The sequence below is a fragment of the Vagococcus fluvialis genome, from assembly GCF_048815235.1.
In the GTDB taxonomy this organism is placed as follows: domain Bacteria; phylum Bacillota; class Bacilli; order Lactobacillales; family Vagococcaceae; genus Vagococcus.
In genome coordinates this window covers 1-19,379 of sequence record NZ_JBMEAO010000027.1, presented here as the reverse complement: position 1 = coordinate 19,379, position 19,379 = coordinate 1, and the positions used below count along the sequence as shown (strand labels likewise).

Here is a 19,379-nt window from a genome sequence, read left to right as displayed (position 1 = left end):
ATTCCTCAATATTTTTGAACAGTGAATGTTTGAAGTAACTTTTTAGTCAAAATCAGTTGATAGGGATATTAGTGATACATATTTCAATAAAATGTACCAAAGAATTAAAGCTATGAATTATTCAGGTATTAAATATGATTTAATAAAATTTAAAGAATGTTTCAGTAGATTTGAAAGACACACTTATGATACACTTAAGATGGAAATTAGTAGTTATTTGCATGGAGTAGCTACTGATAATAGGGTTGATATACTATCAAAAATGATTAGTTTAAGAATTTCAACCCTAAAAATATGGATATTAGAAGGTGAGGAATTATGTTAGATAAACTTTGCTTATTGTGGCAAGACGTAGTTACTAGACAATGGTTTCACGTAGCTAATTTAACTAGGAATTCTGAAGGTATCTACAGTTTTGCTTACGAAAAAGAAGAATCGAACAAGGGGTTAGACGAAGCTGTAAGACATGGTTATCAATTACATCCATCTTTTGAAGATATTTCAAAAGAATACATTTCTAAGAAAGTTTTTAGTACTTTTGATCGAAGATTACCAAATTTTAAGAGGAAAGATTATCAAGAGATTTATAAAGAATTAGGATTAACTTCAGAAAGTTCAGTTTTTGATATTTTAACTTTAACTGGTGGGATTTTAAAAACTGATTCTTATGAGTTTGTAGAACCAATTAAGGTTGATTCAGATAGCAGATACAAAATCAGTTTCTATTTAAGAGGTTGGAGACATCATAATGATTTAGATAGCACATTGATCTCTACTGACAATTTAAGCCTTGAGATTGATGAAGGGAATAAATTCGATGAAAACGCAGTATGTGTATTAAAAAATGCAGGAAAAAGAATTGGTTATATTCCTTCATTCTATTCAGAATTTATGAAAACAGAAGTACTAGAAAAAAATCTAGAATACGAATTAGAATTCCATTATAATGAGAATTTACCGTCACATTATAAAGTTAGATTGACTGTTTCTGGAAAAGTCGAATCTAATAAGACGAATAATAAAGATAATTCAAAATTCCTTATGCTGTAGGTTCATTGTAAAAAAATAATCACATAAGTAAAAAAGAGATGAGATTTTCATCTCTTTTTATTTTATATTAACTTACCATCTCGCAAGCCCTGTTCCATGACTCCGTTTTTGACTACGGAACCAATGAATTATAATGAATTGTATATTGCTAGTTTATATAGTAGCTATTTCATTTTGTGGCTGTTTGAAAGAGGATATAATCAGTTGAAACTAGATATATATACCCTCATAGCCCATATGTTAGGAACGTTGATATGTAGACATTTGTAAGGTGTCTGTATATCAGCGTTTTTTCTTTTTGTCTTAAATCCGTGACAAGTAACGTTAGAATAACGCAAGGTAACGCAATAGAATAAGAATAAGATAAAGATATATATACTAAGATAATATGATTTAATTGTTCTAACAAAAATAAATGATTTGTAAGGAGAAAAAATGAAAATAGAGCGTATGTTAACTATAATAGTCATGTTACTTAATAGGAATCGTGTAACAGCAAATGAATTAGCTGAGAAATTTGAAGTTTCAGTTCGAACAATCTACAGAGATATTGAAACGATTAATCTAGCAGGGATTCCCATTATTTCTCATTCTGGAAATAATGGTGGATTTAGTATTTATGAGGATTATAAATTAAATCACCAAGTTCTAACAATGAATAATCTTTCTTCGCTTCTTTCAGTTTTAACGGATATTAATGCAACTGTTGACGATATTGAATTGGAATCATCCATCGAAAAATTACAAAATATTGTGCCAGAAAATAAAATAGATGATCTAAAATTATACTCAGAGCAAATTATTATTGATTTGCATCCATATGGAGATTCACCCAGTCAAAAAACATTGGTTAAAACCATTAGACAAGCTATTACACAAACACGTCTCTTAACGATTGCTTATAGGAATTATGATAATGTTGCTAGTAACAGACAAATAGAACCAATGTCACTAGTTTTTAAAAAATATACGTGGTATTTATATGCTTATTGCCTTTTAAAAGAAGATTTTAGATTATTTAGAGTGTCTCGGATTCGTGATTATCACATGGATGAACAATCATTTGAACGTCGAAAAAAATCTTATCATGAGATGATGGCTTTAGAGAATGAACAAACTGAAATGATAGAGATTGTCCTAAAAATATCAGCTATGATGAAATCTAGAGTAGAAGATATATTTAAGGAAGAGGATATTACGGTTTTAGAAACAGGAGACTTTTATATTGAATCAATGATGCCTCAACAAGATTGGTTGATGTCTCTTATCTTTAGTTTTGGAGAACATGTAGAGGTTTTAGAACCAAAAGAATTACGTCAGCAAATTTCTTCTAAGCTTAAACTGATGAATAATAAGTATCTTTAAAAAGTTTCCATTCAAAGCTGACAGACTGTTGTCAAACCATCATGCTAATATTATTTTTGTAAGACAGATTAATATTAAGTAGGGGGAAAAATAATGAAAAATAGTAATTCATTTATTGAATCAACAATAATCGTAGTTAATGGCGTGGAATTAGAAGTTTTTGAAGCTGGACAAGAAAATAAAGGGAATCCTATCATATTATGTCATGGATGGCCAGAGCATGCGTACTCTTGGAGATTTCAAGTAGCTCCATTAGTTGAAGCAGGTTACCATGTAATCATTCCAAATCAAAGAGGTTATGGTAATTCTTTATGTCCGCAAGAAGTAACTAAATACGATATTGAACATCTAACTGGCGATATGGTAGCACTTTTAGATTACTATAATTATAAGGATGCTATTTTTATGGGACATGATTGGGGAGCAAGTGTTGTTTGGAGTATGGCATTATTACATCCAGAACGTGTGACAAAAATGATTAATCTATGCTTGCCTTACCAAGTACGTGGTGAGAAACCTTGGATTGATTTTATGGAAGAATTTTTAGGAGAAGACTATTATTTTGTTCATTTCAATAAACAACCTGGTGTTGCAGATGCCATATTAGATGACAATGTGACACAATTTATGAATAACTTATATCGAAAAAATGTACCAACACAAGCACCAAGTGAAGGGATGGAAATGATTAATTTAGCGAAATCATCTACAGCGTTAGGTGAGCCTGTGATGAGTGATAGTGATCTTTCTGTTTATATCTCAGGATTTGAAAAAAATGGGTTTACACCAAGCATTAACTGGTATAGAAATTTAAACCGTAACTGGGATTTGTTAGGTGAAGTTTCTCCTATTGTTTATCAAAAAACATTAATGGTTTATGGTGAAAAAGATGTGATTCCACCACTACCAAATATACAAGAGTTTGTTCCAAATATAGAAGTACAAACTCTAGATACAGGACATTGGATTCAAGAGGAGAGGCCTGAAGAGCTTAACCAAATGATTCTAAATTGGCTGGAAAAATGAGTGAAGTTATCTATTTTAGAAAGCAAGAAGATTTTATTGATTGGTTAGAATTAAATCATCAGACAACAAAAGGGGTTTGGTTGGGCTTTTATAAAAAGAAATCTAGTCAAGAAAGTTTTACTTGGTCAGAATCAGTAGATTGCGCTTTGGCTTTTGGTTGGATTGATGGACTTAGGAAGAAAGTAGACGATGATAGTTACAAGGTTAGATTTACGCCACGAAAACCTAATAGTGTTTGGAGTAAAGTTAATATAAATAAAGTAGAAAAATTAATAGAACTTGAGCAAATGAGACCTGAGGGATTAATCCTTTTTAATCAAAGAAAAGATAAAACAGGCTACTCGGCATTAAGCAGAGATCTTCAGTTAAAAAAAGAATATGAAACTAAAATCCAAAATAACCTAAGTGCTTGGAAATTTTTTAATGAACTTTCTCCTTCTTATAAAAGGGATTCAATTTGGTGGATAATGAGTGCTAAAAAAGAAGAAACAAGATTAAGAAGGTTGAATCGATTAATTGATGCGTGGGAAAGAAACGAAATGTTGAGACCTTAAATTATGAGGGATTGTATAAATCAGGACATAGGTAAGAATTGCTTTTAGTTGTTTTCCTCTTTTTTTATCCGTAAACAAAAGACAAAATAATTGAATTTTACACCATTATTGTTAAAATAAATTTTGTCGTTTTCTTGTTATGTGCAACTTAGTAACAGAGAAAATTAGTTTGATTTAAGGGGACATAAAACAAGTGAAAAAATTATATTTTTTATGTACAGGGAATTCTTGTCGTAGCCAAATAGCTGAAGGATTAGCTAAAGAGCTATTAGATGAAAGAGAATGGGAAGTCAGAAGTGCAGGAATCGAGACTCATGGGATAAATCCAAGAGCTGTCAAAATAATGGATGAAGTAGCAATCGATATTAGTCATAATAAGTCTGAAATAATCGATATGGACTATCTGAATCAATCAGATTTAGTCATTACATTATGTGGAGATGCGTTAGATAATTGTCCTGTGATACCTAAGACCGTTGCTCATCAACATTGGGGATTAACAGATCCTGCCAAAGCTACTGGATCTGAAGAAGAGATAATGGCTGTTTTTAGAGAAACTAGAATAGATATTGAAAAACGAATTAAACATTTTATCTAATGAAAAGAATTATTAAAGCCTATTTTGCTTTAGTAGTTCTTTTTTTGTACCTCAATTTATTAAAACCTACTCTGATCCCCACAAAGCGAACATTAAGAATAACTAATAATACGATTGATTCATTTAATTAAGTTTGCTAATCATTATATAACAAGGGAAAAGAACTTGTCAGATAAAGAAAAAAAGGAGAATGATAGTAAACATTATGTTCGTGTTTTTAATGATTTTTTAGTGAGAAAACAGGTTTAATGACAGCGGATACATTTGTGAATAAATAACAAGAAAATAAAAAAAGGCAGTAGCATATAGCTACCACCTAATCTACCTCAACGTAAGAAAGGTTTTGTAAGGGAAGGGGAAAACAAAACTTACGTATCAGTATTAGCCGAATAAATTAAATAAATTAACTTATACCAATAGCTTAAAACATAAGTTGAAAACTGACAACATAAAAGAACGCTCTTTTTGTAAATTAAAATCAAATGAAAGGCAAACCTTGCCAAATCAACATTAGTTCGAATTCATATTTTACTCATTGATGCGCAGAAATATAGAATTCGTTCAATGTTTTTCAAAAAAAGATAGAAAATAAGAGAGTCTACCAATGATTGTGAGATAAAATTTTAGATAGACTAGAAAATGTTGTATAATGGAAAGGATCCAGTTTAAGAAATTTAAATTCAAGGAGGGCTTTAAATTGAAAAAAATATTAGTAGTCGATGATGAAAAACCAATTTCAGATATTGTTAAATTTAATTTAAGTAAAGAAGGATATGAAGTGTTCACAGCATTTGACGGTGAAGAAGCTGTTGAAATGGTGACAGAAGTAGAACCAGATTTAATTTTATTAGATTTAATGTTACCAAAAATGGACGGTTTAGAGGTTTGTCGTGAGGTTCGTAAAAATTATGACACACCAATTATCATGGTAACGGCAAAAGATTCAGAAATTGATAAGGTATTAGGTCTTGAATTAGGTGCAGATGATTATGTCACAAAACCTTTTTCTAACCGTGAATTAGTAGCACGTGTAAAAGCGAACTTAAGAAGACAAGGCAACACAGCTCCTAAAGTAGAAGAAGAAAATAATAGTGAGTTGAATATTGGTGTTTTAACCATTCATCCTGAAGCGTATATGGTATCCAAACGCGGAGAGACGATTGAGTTAACACACAGAGAATTTGAATTATTACATTATTTAGCAAAACATATCGGACAAGTAATGACTCGTGAGCATTTACTTCAAACAGTTTGGGGATACGATTACTTTGGTGATGTGAGAACGGTTGACGTAACCGTTAGACGTTTACGTGAAAAAATTGAAGACAATCCAAGTCATCCAACTTGGTTAGTGACACGACGTGGTGTAGGTTACTACTTACGTAATCCTGAGCAAGATTAGGAGTTAACTCATAATGGTGAAGCAAAAAAAATTACGATTTTTTTCTTCAGTTCATTTTAAAATAGCGCTGGTATTTGTTCTCTTGTTGATGATTTCTATAGAGATTATCGGCGCTATTTTTATTCGTGAGTTAGAGTCTTCAACGATTAGAACCTTTGAAGACAATGTGTCGGCTCAGGTTGATTCTTTAGCGACGAATTTAAGTAGTGAATTGACGAAATATAAAGAAAATCCAAAAGATAATAATTTAAAAAGAACCTTAGTTGAGTTTTCTAAAAGTGATATTTTAGAAGCTCGCTTAGTAGATGATAAGGGGATTGTAATTGCAACAAGTGATCCTAATCTTCAAGGTGACATAGGAAAGAAAAATGACTATGAAGCTTTTAATGCTTATACGACTAAAAGAGAAGAGAGACGTGATCCTGTAACAGGAGACCGTGTTTACGTGAATATTCAGCAAATATATTCGCCTACTGGAAATGCAGTTATTGGTTTTCTTTACGTGAAAAGTGATATTGAAAGTAAATACCAACAAGTAAGTGATATTGCGTTAATTTTCTTCTATGCATCGATGATTGCGCTGATTTTTTCATTGATTATCGCTCTTTTAGTAGCTAGAACAATCACGAAACCAATTGGCGAAATGAAACAACAAGCAGTCCGCATCGCTAATGGAGATTATTCAAGACAAGTTGAAGTATACGGGAAAGATGAGTTAGGTCAATTAGGGGAAACCTTTAATGAGGTAACAGCTCGAATTGAGGAAGCACAAGAAACCATGGATGCTGAAAGACGCCGTTTAGATAGCGTACTTTCCCATATGACAGATGGGGTTATTGGGACTGATAGACGAGGCAATATCATTTTAATTAATGAAACTGCCCTAACCTTATTACAAGTCAAAATGGAAGAGGTGTTAGGAACTTCTATCCTGACGTTACTAGATATCGAAGAATCGTATACCTTTAGGACCTTATTAGAAGAACAAGAAGAAATATTAATTGATTTCTCTGAAAAAGTGGATGAAGCCATGTTATTAAGAGCAGAATTCTCGATGATTCGCCGTGAATCTGGTTTTATTAGTGGTTTGGTGTGTGTGCTTCATGATGTAACCGAAAAAGAAAAAGATGAAGAAGAACGTCGCCAATTCGTATCCAACGTATCTCACGAATTAAGAACGCCACTAACAAGTATGAGAAGTTATATTGAAGCACTTGTAGATGGTGCGTGGCAAGATCCAGAAGTGGCTCCCGCTTTCTTAAAAGTGACGCAAGAAGAAACTAACCGAATGATTCGAATGATTAATGACTTACTTCAATTGTCACGAATGGATGCTAACAAGATCGAATTAAAACAAGAATTAGTTAATCTAAATGAATTGTTTAATTACGTGTTGGACCGTTTTGATATGGTTATTAAAGATAGTGATAAAAACTACGAAATCAAACGTGAATTTACAAAACGCTCTATTTGGGTTGATATTGACACAGATAGAATGATTCAAGTATTTGATAACATTCTAAATAATGCCATGAAATATTCTCCAGCTGGTGGGACGATAACTTGTCGCTTGTTGGAGACTCATAAAAATGTCATTGTGAGTATCTCAGATGAAGGATTAGGTATTCCAAAACAGAACTTAGGTAAAGTATTTGACCGCTTCTTCCGAGTAGATAAAGCAAGATCTCGTGCAATGGGTGGTTCTGGACTTGGTCTAGCTATTTCAAAAGAATCTGTAAAAGCTCATGGTGGTAGCATTTGGGTGGAGAGTGAGGAAGGTAGAGGATCAACATTCTTTATTTCCTTACCTTACGAGCCGTATGAGGAGGACTTATGGGAATGAATCAATTATTAGATAAAGTAATTAAAGTTAGCCTAGTGACGATGATTCTCTTAAGTTTGTTCTTATCATGGAAAATTTGGACAAAACCAGCTAATCGGTCACTAGCAGAAAAAGATAAAAACAGTGGTGAAGAGTTAGTTCACAGTAAAAAAATGACTGATGTTTATGTGCCAACTAAGCTGTTTTACCATGAATCTAAAGATGAGTATTTGTATTCAAACAAAGAAAGCATGATTTTAGATATTCATCATAAAGTAACTGGCTTCAATTTTAACAATGGAAAAGAAATGAATCAAAAAGAGATTGAGGAGATAATTTATGCAGGGGATGCCTTTAACCTGTTATTTCCAGAAGAATATCCTCTATCAGTCTATGAAGATATTTATGATTTAACCTTAGACATACCAAGTGAGATGAAAGACATGATGTTTAATCGGATTATCTTTTCACTGAAAGATGACAAAATTTATTTTGTTAATCATCAACTTGATAAGGGGATTTCTTACGACGTTGAGGGCGACAGTAAATCTATTGAAAGCATATTGAAGGATAAGAAAAAAGCTAATTATTTACCAGTTAGTTTAACGCCTGAAAATATTGCGGGTATTTATTATTTAGTAGATGATGTTGAATTAAAAACCTATAGTTATATTTTAGCGCCACAGTCATTTACCACATTTACCAAAGCATTCTTTAATCAACCGAATGATTTATACTCCAACGAGAGTGATAATGTTAATGTTTCAAATGGGGAAGGTGAATCTCTAACCATCCAATCAGCAACTGGCGAAGTAACTTACTTTGGCAAGCTGAAAAAAGGAAAAGATAGAGGAAATAATAGTCTTTATTATGACACTTTCCAATATGTTGAAAATTTAGGTAACACATTAGGAACTTTACGTTATTTTGATTCCAAAGAAGGAGATATCATTTATCGAAATTATATCGAAGGTTACCCTGTATTTGGACAAGATATGAAAGGTCGTTTGGAAGTAGGAGTCAAAAATAAGAGTGTTTTTGTGAGAACCAATCAAGAAACCATTCAAATTCCAATTCCTTCTGAAGAAACAGTAAGCTTGATTCCAACAGAAGAGTTAATGGCTAACTTAGTAGCAGCTGGAGTTGACTTAAGTAAAGTGGATGACGTTCAAATTGCTTACGAATGGCAAGCCAATGCAGAGACTAAGCAAGTGGTTGATTTAGTGCCAACTTGGTACGTTAAGTTTGAAGATGCCTGGTATCCGGCTACAGTATTAATGGAGCAAGGAGGGGCTAAATAATGGATTTTAAACGAGTAGAAGGAATCTTTTTAGTTGTTTTCCTATTTTTAAATATGTTTTTATTTTACGTGTATCAAGAAGGAAAAACAGAACAAAAAACAGTATCAACAGGGACGATTTCTGAGAATATTGAAGAGAGACTTAGAGCAGATGACATTAAAGTTCCTCATTCTTTATCAGAAAAAATCCATCAAGGATATTATCTATCTGCTGAAGAAGGACAATTCTTTCAAGATGCTAAAGAACAATTAAAAAATCAAGAATGGCAAGTAAACGATGCCCAATTAACGAGTCAGCTATTTTCAAAAACAGATACTGTTATCGACAGTGAGAATGGTGAAAAGGAAGTAGAAGCATTTATCACCAAAAAAGGAAATGTTTTGTATAGTGATGAATATAAATACAGCACTTTTGAAAGTCAAAAAGATACTAAATACATGTTTCATCAAGAATGGGAAGGTCTCCCAGTATATGATGAAACCTCACAATTAAGTGTTAATCTTCAAAAAGATAATGCTGAAGTAGCTACGATTGATAGTTATGAGCAAACGTATATCACGAATATTGAAGCTTTACGTGACCCACAAAAATTAATCTCTGAAAGAGAAGCAATCATTAGTTTGTATACAAATAACAGATTGCAATCAGGAAATAAAATTAAATGGATTGAATTAGGCTATACGCGTATTTTTACGGTTAGAGAAAAAAATGTCTATATTCCAGCGTGGTTTGTTGCGGTTGAAAGCAATAAAAACAATATTCAGATAGAAAAAGTGAATGCTTTTTCTTCAGCCATCATTTCTAGTAACGTATCTGAAGTGAAAAATTAGTCAAAATGTTATATACTAAGTGGCAGTATGAATGATAAGGAAAGGAAGGGCTCTTGAAGTGACAAGTGATTTTAAAATAAGTGTCCTTGCTAGTGGTAGTTCTGGTAATTGTCTTTATGTGGAAACTGGCAAAAAGAAATTATTAGTTGATGCAGGACTAAGTGGGAAAAAAATAACCTCTTTACTTGCAGAAATCGACCGTAAACCAGAAGATTTAGATGCCATTTTAGTAACTCATGAGCACCGAGACCATATTCACGGTGTCGGGGTTTTAGCAAGAAAATACAAATTAGATATCTATGCTAACGAAAAAACATGGCAAGCCATGGATCCCTTAATTGGTAACGTTAGTTTTGAGCAAAAAAATATCTTCAACATGGGCCAAGTTATGACTCTTGGAGATTTGGATATTGAAAGTTTTGGTGTGTCACATGATGCAGCAGACCCTCAATTTTACCAATTCCATAAAGATAACAAATCTTTTGTTGTCTTAACAGATACAGGTTATTGTAGTGACCGCGTTAGAGGAATTATCAAAAATGCCAATGGCTATTTGATGGAAAGCAATCACGATCCTGGAATGCTGAGAATGGGCAGTTATCCGTGGAGTACGAAACAACGTATTTTAAGTGATAAAGGCCATTTATCTAATGAAGACGGAGCACTCGTTGCAACGGATGTCATTGGAGATAAAACTAAACGGATTTATTTAGGGCATTTAAGCCGTGAAAATAACTTAAAAGAAATTGCTAGTATGACCATGACAGATGCTTTAATCAAACATGATGTCGATGTCTACAAACAAGTAAGAGTAATGGACACAGATCCAGATAAAGCCTGTGATTTATTCGTAATTTAATATCAAAAAAGGAGCTCAATTCTTAAAATTGAGCTCCTTTTTTTTATTGATTAAAGATACTTTTTTCAGATTCTGCTTCTGTTTTAGCTTTTTCTTCAGCAGCTTCTTTTTCTTTTTGTTTTTTCTCTAAAATTTTACTAGAGTCTTGGTCAAGTGTGACAGTCGTATCTTTTTTAGAACCGTTACGGTAGAAAGTTATATCCATCTTATCACCAAGTTCTTTTTGATAAAGAACGGCTTGTAATTCAGCACTAGTACTTACTTCTTGTCCATCAAGAGCAGTAATCACATCGTATTTTTTTAAGCCAGCTTTTTCAGCAGGAGAATCTTTTTCAATAGAACCGATAATCACACCATTTGTAATTGTGTCACCTTTTAAGTTAAGAACACTTTCTTTTTCTTCTTGGCTAATCATGTTTAAGTTAATCATTGTAACACCAAGCATTGGGCGTAGAACATCTTTTCCTTGTTCTAGCTGATTGATGATTTTAACAACATCATTACTTGGAATCGCAAATCCCATACCTTCTGCAGAAACACCAGAAGCAGCTTGTGCAATTTTACTTGAGTTAATACCGATAACTTGACCACTTGAGTTAACTAAAGCTCCACCAGAGTTTCCTGGGTTAATCGCAGCGTCAGTTTGAATCGCGTTACTATTAATTAATTGGCCATCATCTGTTTGGTTACTAATCATTCTGTCTTTAGCAGAAACAATTCCTTGAGAAACTGAGTTAGAGAAAGTAGAACCTAATGGAGAACCCATAGCAAGAGCTGTTTCTCCAACTTTAATATCATCAGAGTTAGCAAATTCAGCCACATTGGTTACATATTTAGATGGAATCTCTAATACAGCTAAGTCACTGTAGACGTCTGTTCCGATAATTTTAGCGTCAGCTTGCTCACCACTATTAAATAGAATAGTAACAGCATCAGCACCAGCAACTACGTGGTTATTTGTTACGATATAGGCTTTGTCGCCATCTTTACGGTAGATAACACCACTACCTTCACTAGCTGCAGCTAACTCGCCTTCGTCTTCTTTAGTTCCACTAGCTGGACCGAATATTTTTTCTAAGTCTGTTAATTGTGATGTCTGTTTTTGTAAAGTTGTGACTGAAACCACAGCATCCTCAACTTTTGAAACTGCTTTGGTTACATCATTAGTAACATCTAATTTAGTATTTTGAACTTTTGTTTTACCTGTATCTGGAATTTTTTCTGATACTTTAGGGTCTGAAGAAGCTTGGTTGTTAGTATTACCGTCAATCATAGTATAACCGCCTAATACAAGAGCGCCACCTAAAGCGCCTGCTAAAAGTGAGACACCAAAACGTTTTATATATGAATCGTTACTACGTTTATTACGCACATACTGTTTGTTATCTTGTGATTTTTTATTTGGATTTGATGGGGTTACGTCTTTTCTCATTATTTTCGGTGTTAAACACCTTTCCTCCTTTAATAAATTATCTATTTTTATTATAATTTGTTTAGTGACTATAGTCTAACCCTCAATTTTGAAAAAAAGATGAAGAAGATTCGTTTTATTTCACTTCTTTCATTTAAAAATAATGAAAGAATCGTGAAAAATCAGAATAAACATGTGATAAAACAATTGGTTATCCACACGGGTTATCCACAAGTAAGTGGATAACTCCGTTGATAACTTTAAAAAAAGCATTTTAAATGTGGGTAAGTCTGTGGATGAGTGTGGATAACTATATAAAATACCAATATAAAGAAGAAAAGGAAGAAAAAGATGAAAATTAGAATCATTGCAGTAGGCAAGTTAAAAGAGAAATACTTAAAACAAGGAATTGCAGAATACGAAAAAAGACTTGGTAAGTACTGTAAATTTGAAATCATTGAAGTACCAGATGAAAAAGCACCAGAAAATCTAAGTGATGCAGAGATGTTGCAAGTAAAAGAAAAAGAAGGACAAAAAATATTATCAAAAATAGCCGATCAAGATTATGTTTATGCATTAGCCATTCAAGGAAAAGAAATCACCTCAGAAGGATTTGCGGAGCAACTAGATAGTTTATCCACAAGAGGTACTAGTTCGTTCGTTTTTGTTATAGGAGGCTCCTTAGGATTATCAGATGAAGTCATGAAAAGAAGTAATGCCCAAATTTCATTTGGCAGACTAACTTATCCACATCAATTAATGAGACTGATATTGACTGAGCAGGTGTATCGTTGTTTTAGGATAATAAATGGACATGCGTATCATAAATAATGAGGTTAATTAATATAAGTAAAAATATCTACATCTACATAAGATATGTAATAACCAATTCTACAGAGAGACAACGTTAGATAAAACTAATGTTGTCTTTTTTTAGTGTATCATGGAGTGCTTGAGATAGAGTTGTAATAGGGCTGTATACTAAATCGAGACTATTTAGTCACCTCGTCAAAAATTATACAGCCACTTTTTTTAGTTACAAGGATGTCCTATAAATATTAGATACGATAAGCTATAATTGAATTAACATAATATAACATTGGATGTGAAATTGCTTGAAACAAGTATTGAATATATATAAACGTGAAGATTTTAAGAATATAGGTAAGAAAAAGTGGATAGCAGGTTTATTAGCAATTTTTTTTGGTTGGATTGGCTGCCAAAAATTTTACTTAAAGAATTATTTGTCAGGAAGCCTTTTTGTAGTTGTTTTTTTGCTTGCATCTATGTTTGAAAATACACTAAGTTTTTTATTATTTAGTATTATGATGATGTATTCTCTTATTGAAGGTGGTATCTATTTAATAACAGGATTGATTGATTTTGTTAAGAATATGATGGATTGGGGACAACTTAGTAAAACTGAGCGAAAGAAAACAAAGAAAAAGACGAAAGTTAACATATCTTCTCAAAAAAAAGAAAAATCAAAGAAGAAAAAGCGCAAGAAAGATACTATTGTCACTACTCTAGATAATAAACCAGAAATAGAAGTGGGAAAAATAGCTAAAATAGTTGTAGAAACGAGTATTCCAGAGAATAAAGTGATTCAAGATACGGTATCTGTTAAATTAGGGAGAAAAACTACTAGAGATATAGTGGTACCTACACAAATAGAAAATAAAGAAGTGATAGAAGATTTTATAGATGTGACAGATATAGAGGTTGAGCTGATAAATCAAGAGAATCAATTAACCTTCGAAAGTATAAATTGGTTGGACTGTCTTGAACTACCTTACGAACGTCAAGCAATGAAGAACGAACAAGTAAAAAAAGAGACATTAAAATTATATTGTCTGTTATGTCAGTTTACTAATGAAGAATTACATAAAGAGAATAAAACATTACAGCAAGAATTTGCTAAATGTTTGAAAAACAATAGCTATTACGATAATTTACCATATACTTTTTATTGTATTGCAGAAGGGCATGTGACTTATTATTACAATAGGGGCAAAAATTTTTATGACAATAAGTTTTCCTATGATTTATTAGAGCGAATTCTTGGGAATAAAGTGAGAGAACAAGTTCAAAGGAAAGCAGAAGAGCTTGAGAAAAAATTTACTGGTAGAGAAGATCAGAGATACAATCCTTTAGATATCACAGTAAATAATGATAATTTTAACTACTGTTGGTGGGATCAAGAGGGGATTCTAAGAGATGAAAATAATCTGACAACTTTAGAAATATTTTTAATGAACCAAGCTAGTTATAGGGACACCAAATTATGGGAACTATCAACAGCTAAAAAGGAAATAATAAAATTATATCTGAAGTTATGGAAAGTTATTTTAGAGGCATCCGAGCAAGAATTAGGATGGAAACCAACTTCAAAAAATGCTGTAGAGAAATTAAATAATTTAACCAAACAAACAAGTGAACGAACCACAAAGTTTATCAATTCTTTACTTAAAGTAACTGAAAATACAGTTAGAGGTAGTTTACCTAAAACAAGTTATACGCTTAGTTTAAATGTGGAGGAGGAAAATCACGCTATTCATTTGTTTCTTCCTAAAGAAGTGTCTTTAACACTTAATAGTTTATTGAATGATTATTCTAAAGCAGTTTCTTTAGATGTCAGAAAAAAATTATTAGATGAGTTGTATGTATCACTAGCAAAAAATAGTAATGTTTTAGTTGCCCTTATTTTATTTTCCATAAAAAAAGGTGATTGGAAGAACGAGTTGCTTAAAATTCAGCATGAAAAGGATTATGTTAAATCATTAAAAATATTGTTGAAAAAAGATCTCGAAAAAGATTTAGAATTAATCCTCTGTTATGAACTTGCTAGAAATGAAAAATTGACTGTTTCTTTGAATAAACGAATGGCAAAAATTGTTTATGTAGATAATATGGAGCTTTTAAGAGAGATGATTGAAAAAAATAATCCATTGTCTCTAGAAATGATTGAAAGAATTCTGGAATTGAAGAAGCAACTTAGAAAGAAAATTACTCTAGATTTAGAACAAGTGCAACAGTCCAAAAAAGAGTTAAATGAAACTGTTGATATTTTGAAGGAATTTATTGAGATATCTGAGGAAGTACAAGAAATAAAAATTAATGATGTTGAGGATATCAAAAGTAAGGAGATGCCATACTCCAATCGCACATTTAGTTTAATTGCTAGAATACTAGAAAATGAGAGAATTCCTTTATCTGATATAAGAAAAATAGCTGAACAAGAAGACAAGATGCCCCTTTTAGTAATAAAAGAAATCAATCAAGAATTTTATGAAGACTTAAATGACCAACTGTTAACTATACAAGATGATTATATAACGATTGAGATAGACTATATTGAATACGCTAAGGAGATCTTACAAAATGAAGAATAAGGTAAATAAAAAAGAAGCAAGTACTATTATTAGTGCGTTAGAATCTGGTGTTGTTCCAATAAAAGGAATCAGGCATTTATTGGTGGGGAGAAGTTATGAAGTAAATGAAGTTATTAGTATTTTAGAAAAAGTTTCTACAGGGGATAGTGATATTAGATTTTGGGTTGGAGATTTTGGTAGTGGTAAAAGTTTTATGCTTAGAACCATTGAATCAATAGCACTTCAAAAAAATTTTATTGTATCAACGGTTGATTTAACACCAACAAGAAGATTTCATGCTTCAGATGGTAAAGCTAAGGCGTTATATAGTGAAATTGTGGATAATATTGTTTTACAAACTTCTCAAGATGGTAATGCGTTAAATACTATTTTGGAGGAGTGGTTATATCAATTGGCAAGTGAGATAGCTGAAAAAAATAATATAAAAATTCAAAGTGTTTTTTCAGAAGAGTATCAGAAAGAAATGTCTGATCGAATATTGGATGTAACTAGTGATTTTTCATCGGTTGGTCTATCATTTGAACTAGGACAGGCTATCGTTAAGTACTATGAAGGTATTATTTTGGAAGATCGAATGTTAAAATTAAAAGCTTTAAGATGGATTAGAGGAGATATTGAGACTAAGACCGAATCGAAAAAAGAATTAGGAATTAGTAAGATTATTAATGATGATAATTGGTATGATGCTTTAAAAAACTTGTCAGAATTATTTGCTAGTCTAGGGTACGCGGGATTTACTATAAATTTTGATGAAGCTGTTAATCTCTATAAATTGCCGATACGCCAAACAAGAGAGCGAAATTATGAAAGAATTCTTAATATTTACAATGAATGTAAATCAAATGCTGTTAAATATTTATATATCAATTTTGGAACAACTCGAAAAACGGTTTTTGATGAGTATCGTGGTCTAGCTAGTTATGGTGCTTTAAAAACGAGATTAGGTGATGAGGCAGCTATGGATTCTAAATTAATAAATACTAATCGAACGGTACTACCATTAAAACCATTAACAAATGAGGAAATATTTACTTTGTTAGAACAATTGATTGACATTTATAATATTCACTATCAGCTAGAACTTGAACTAATACCACAAGATATCCAATTATACATGGAAGAGCAATTAAATCGTCCAGGGGCAGATGAATTTTTAACTCCTAGAGCAGTGATTAAAGATTTTATTGAAATACTAGATTTAATTAGACAAAACCCTTCAGAGGATAACGAATCTATCATTTTACAAAAATTTGGTAAAGACTTTCGTCCTGTTGAAAAAGATGAAGGTAACTTTGATGACGACATTGAGGTATTGTAATGACAGCTGCTTATAGCCTATTAAAAAGGGAAATAAAAGAATATATTTATGATCAAAAATGGCAGAGTCTGACTAAAATACAAGCCGCTTCAATAAAACAAGCAGTGATGACAGAAAATAATTTGATTTTAAGTGCTCCTACGGCTTCTGGTAAAACAGAAGCTGCTTTTTTACCAGCAATCAATGCGATTTCAAATTTTAATTCAGGTGTAAAAATTATTTACATCTCCCCATTGATCGCTTTGATAAATGATCAATTTGATCGTATCTCTCGTTTATGTGAATACTTGAATGTTAACGTCACTAAATGGCATGGTGAAGCATCTAGCACCCAGAAGAAAAAGATACTTAGAAATCCAAATGGAATTTTGTTGATTACACCAGAATCAATTGAAGCAATGTTAACTTTAAGAAGTGCTGAAGCGCAACAATTATTTTCAGGTGTCGAGTGGATTTTGGTGGATGAAATCCATGGTTTTTTAGATACTAATAGAGGTCTTCATTTAAAATCATTGCTTGAAAGATGTCAAAAATATATGATTAAAGAACCTAGATATATTGGAATGTCAGCGACTTTAAACAAAGAAGATAGTCAATTAGCAAAAGATTTTTTTACGAATGATCGAGTAACCAGTATACTTTTAGATAGAAGTCAAAATGAGTTATTTGTAACTACTGAATATTTTTGTCAAAATGATCAAGGTAAGTCTGATCAGAGCGTAGAAGCTATCTATCAGTATTCACAACAAGAATGTATGTTAGTATTTCCTAATTCAAGGAAAACAGTAGAATATTTAGCAGTAAGCTTAAATAAGAAAGCACAGAAAGACAAAATGAATATTAATTATTTTGCTCATCATTCTTCTTTGACTAAAAATTTAAGAACAGAAGTAGAAAAATTTGCGAAAGATTCCAAAGGTAATTTGTTTACAATTTGTTGTACATCCACATTAGAAATGGGAATCGATATTGGTTCAGTTGATAGTATTGTTCAATATAATTCACCTTATTCTGTTGCTAGTTTAGGGCAGCGATTGGGTAGAAGTGGGCGTAAAACAAAAAAAAGTATTCTTCATTTTATAGCAACGAATCCATTTGAGTTATTGAAAGGATTAGCAACGATAGATTTATATGAAGAAGGGGAGATTGATAAATTAAGTATTACTAGTAAACCTTATGATATATTTGCCCATCAGATATTAGCGTTGTTGTTAGAAAAATCGGGAGTGAAACAAAGGGTCGTTTACAATTTACCGCAAAGTTTTAAGAACTGGCAGTGGGTTCAGCGAAATGATATGGAAACGATAATTTCCCACCTTTTAGAGAAAAATTACATAGAGGCAGTAGGTGACGAATTTATTACGGGAATTGAAACGGAACCTTTATTGAGAAAAGCTCGCTTTTTTTCACAATTTGATACCCCAACTAATTATTCAGTTATTAGTGAAATGAAAAAAATAGGTGAAATACCGTTTGATATCTTCCTTAATGTGGATAGTAATATTTTACTTGGAGCTAAGGTTTGGAAGATTTATGAAATCAACCATGAAAATAAAAAAATAATAGTTGGTCCGACTAATGATGGGAAACCACCTAAATTTTTATCTGCCGATGGTGTAACGAGCCATCTAATTGGGCAAAAAATGTTAGAGTTAGTCCAAGACGAGCATTGGATGAATGGTAAAGATACGGTTATTCAAGAAGTGTTGAAACAGTTGAAAAGTGAACAGATAATTCCAAGTGATCCATTTTTTATTTACCAAGGTGAACGTATTGCATTTAGAACTTATGCAGGAACTAAAATTAATCTAACTTTACAAGTGATACTGAGTATGATGGCTGTAGATGAGAAGATTACTTGTATAGATCATGAAATGCTTTTATTTTTTGAAATGGATGTTCAGTCATTTCAAAAAATATTGATTAAAGCAAGTCGTTTAGACTGGGATGAATCCATGTTAGAAATTTATTTTGAAAAAAATCCCACCTTTATTTATCAACATATGGCAACTGTTAAATATCAAGAATTACTTCCTTTTGATATTCAGATTAAGTATGTAATAGCTAATAAATTAGACCTATCTCAAACACTTATTTATTTGAAAGTGTTAGTCCATCGGGGCATTCAAACTCTAGATTCTCAAAAGAAAAAACTTGATTAATTTAATTAAGAAATAATAATGAAATTAACTTATTTTTAGGTTTCGATATACTATTATTTATCAACCAATTTGTCAAAGAGTAAAAAAGTTCATAGACTAGAATAATCAGTCTCAGAATTAAAATAGCAACAAACAGTTCTTTTTTTATTAGATTAAAATTTTGAGGCTGTGACATAAGTCTCTGAATAAAACAAAAAAGCAATCAAATTTATGAGTAAAATTCATTTATTTGATTGCTTTTTTTAGTTAAAATAAAAACGTACAGGTGGCCCCCTGTACGTTAAGTCAT

General features: G+C 31.8%; 15 protein-coding genes. 14 read left to right on the top strand and 1 reads right to left on the bottom strand.

The genetic code is table 11. From position 1 onward, the window contains the following. The first annotated feature begins 318 nt into the window (after positions 1-318). From ACODH8_RS13805 to ACODH8_RS13760, 10 genes are all read left to right on the top strand, one after another. Positions 319-1,050 carry an HIRAN domain-containing protein gene (locus ACODH8_RS13805; RefSeq protein WP_332525942.1) on the top strand — a complete coding sequence of 244 codons (732 nt, stop codon included), beginning with the start codon at positions 319-321 and terminating at the stop codon, positions 1,048-1,050. Between the two features lie 435 nt (positions 1,051-1,485). After that, complete coding sequence (locus ACODH8_RS13800) at positions 1,486-2,415, top strand: YafY family protein (RefSeq protein ID WP_332525941.1); 930 nt, start codon at positions 1,486-1,488, stop codon at positions 2,413-2,415. A 93-nt stretch (positions 2,416-2,508) separates the two neighbouring features. After that, positions 2,509-3,441 (top strand): alpha/beta hydrolase, encoded by a 933-nt coding sequence (locus tag ACODH8_RS13795; protein ID WP_332525940.1) that lies wholly within the window; start codon positions 2,509-2,511, stop codon positions 3,439-3,441. After that, on the top strand, positions 3,438-3,995 hold the full coding sequence (locus ACODH8_RS13790) for a YdeI/OmpD-associated family protein (RefSeq protein WP_420517783.1): 558 nt from the start codon (positions 3,438-3,440) through the stop codon (positions 3,993-3,995). The genes ACODH8_RS13795 and ACODH8_RS13790 overlap by 4 nt, the downstream gene beginning before the upstream one ends. A 193-nt stretch (positions 3,996-4,188) precedes the next feature. Then, on the top strand, positions 4,189-4,593 hold the full coding sequence (gene arsC, locus ACODH8_RS13785; protein ID WP_332525938.1) for an arsenate reductase (thioredoxin): 405 nt from the start codon (positions 4,189-4,191) through the stop codon (positions 4,591-4,593). Between the two features lie 697 nt (positions 4,594-5,290). Then, entirely contained in the window at positions 5,291-5,995 is a 705-nt protein-coding gene (gene yycF / locus ACODH8_RS13780) for a response regulator YycF (protein ID WP_332525937.1), read from the top strand. Between the two features lie 13 nt (positions 5,996-6,008). Continuing rightward, entirely contained in the window at positions 6,009-7,838 is a 1,830-nt protein-coding gene (walK, locus tag ACODH8_RS13775; RefSeq protein ID WP_332525936.1) for a cell wall metabolism sensor histidine kinase WalK, read from the top strand. After that, a complete protein-coding gene (locus tag ACODH8_RS13770) occupies positions 7,835-9,118 on the top strand; it encodes a YycH family regulatory protein (RefSeq protein WP_420517782.1) in 1,284 nt (427 codons plus the stop codon). The genes walK and ACODH8_RS13770 overlap by 4 nt, the downstream gene beginning before the upstream one ends. Further along, positions 9,118-9,948 (top strand): two-component system regulatory protein YycI, encoded by an 831-nt coding sequence (locus ACODH8_RS13765; protein WP_420517781.1) that lies wholly within the window; start codon positions 9,118-9,120, stop codon positions 9,946-9,948. The genes ACODH8_RS13770 and ACODH8_RS13765 overlap by 1 nt, the downstream gene beginning before the upstream one ends. 31 nt (positions 9,949-9,979) lie before the next feature. Continuing rightward, complete coding sequence (locus ACODH8_RS13760) at positions 9,980-10,807, top strand: MBL fold metallo-hydrolase (RefSeq protein WP_420517780.1); 828 nt, start codon at positions 9,980-9,982, stop codon at positions 10,805-10,807. 43 nt (positions 10,808-10,850) lie between these two features. Here the strand turns inward: ACODH8_RS13760 and ACODH8_RS13755 are convergent, their stop codons facing one another. Beyond that, the gene (locus ACODH8_RS13755) at positions 10,851-12,242 is read right to left on the bottom strand and encodes a S1C family serine protease (protein ID WP_420517784.1); all 1,392 of its coding nucleotides are present in this window, start codon (positions 12,240-12,242) and stop codon (positions 10,851-10,853) included. 327 nt (positions 12,243-12,569) lie between these two features. Here ACODH8_RS13755 and rlmH point away from each other — a divergent pair, with 327 nt between their 5' ends. The 4 genes from rlmH (at position 12,570) to ACODH8_RS13735 (ending at position 19,090) form a co-directional block, all read left to right on the top strand. Beyond that, positions 12,570-13,049, top strand: a complete 480-nt coding sequence (rlmH, locus tag ACODH8_RS13750; RefSeq protein WP_420517779.1) for a 23S rRNA (pseudouridine(1915)-N(3))-methyltransferase RlmH — start codon at positions 12,570-12,572, stop codon at positions 13,047-13,049. 284 nt (positions 13,050-13,333) lie between these two features. Then, positions 13,334-15,610, top strand: a complete 2,277-nt coding sequence (locus ACODH8_RS13745; RefSeq protein WP_420517778.1) for a tellurite resistance TerB C-terminal domain-containing protein — start codon at positions 13,334-13,336, stop codon at positions 15,608-15,610. After that, a complete protein-coding gene (locus tag ACODH8_RS13740; protein WP_420517777.1) occupies positions 15,600-16,928 on the top strand; it encodes an ATP-binding protein in 1,329 nt (442 codons plus the stop codon). Before ACODH8_RS13745 ends, ACODH8_RS13740 begins: the two co-directional genes overlap by 11 nt. Next, the gene (locus tag ACODH8_RS13735; protein ID WP_420517776.1) at positions 16,928-19,090 is read left to right on the top strand and encodes a DEAD/DEAH box helicase; all 2,163 of its coding nucleotides are present in this window, start codon (positions 16,928-16,930) and stop codon (positions 19,088-19,090) included. Before ACODH8_RS13740 ends, ACODH8_RS13735 begins: the two co-directional genes overlap by 1 nt. Positions 19,091-19,379 lie beyond the last annotated feature (289 nt).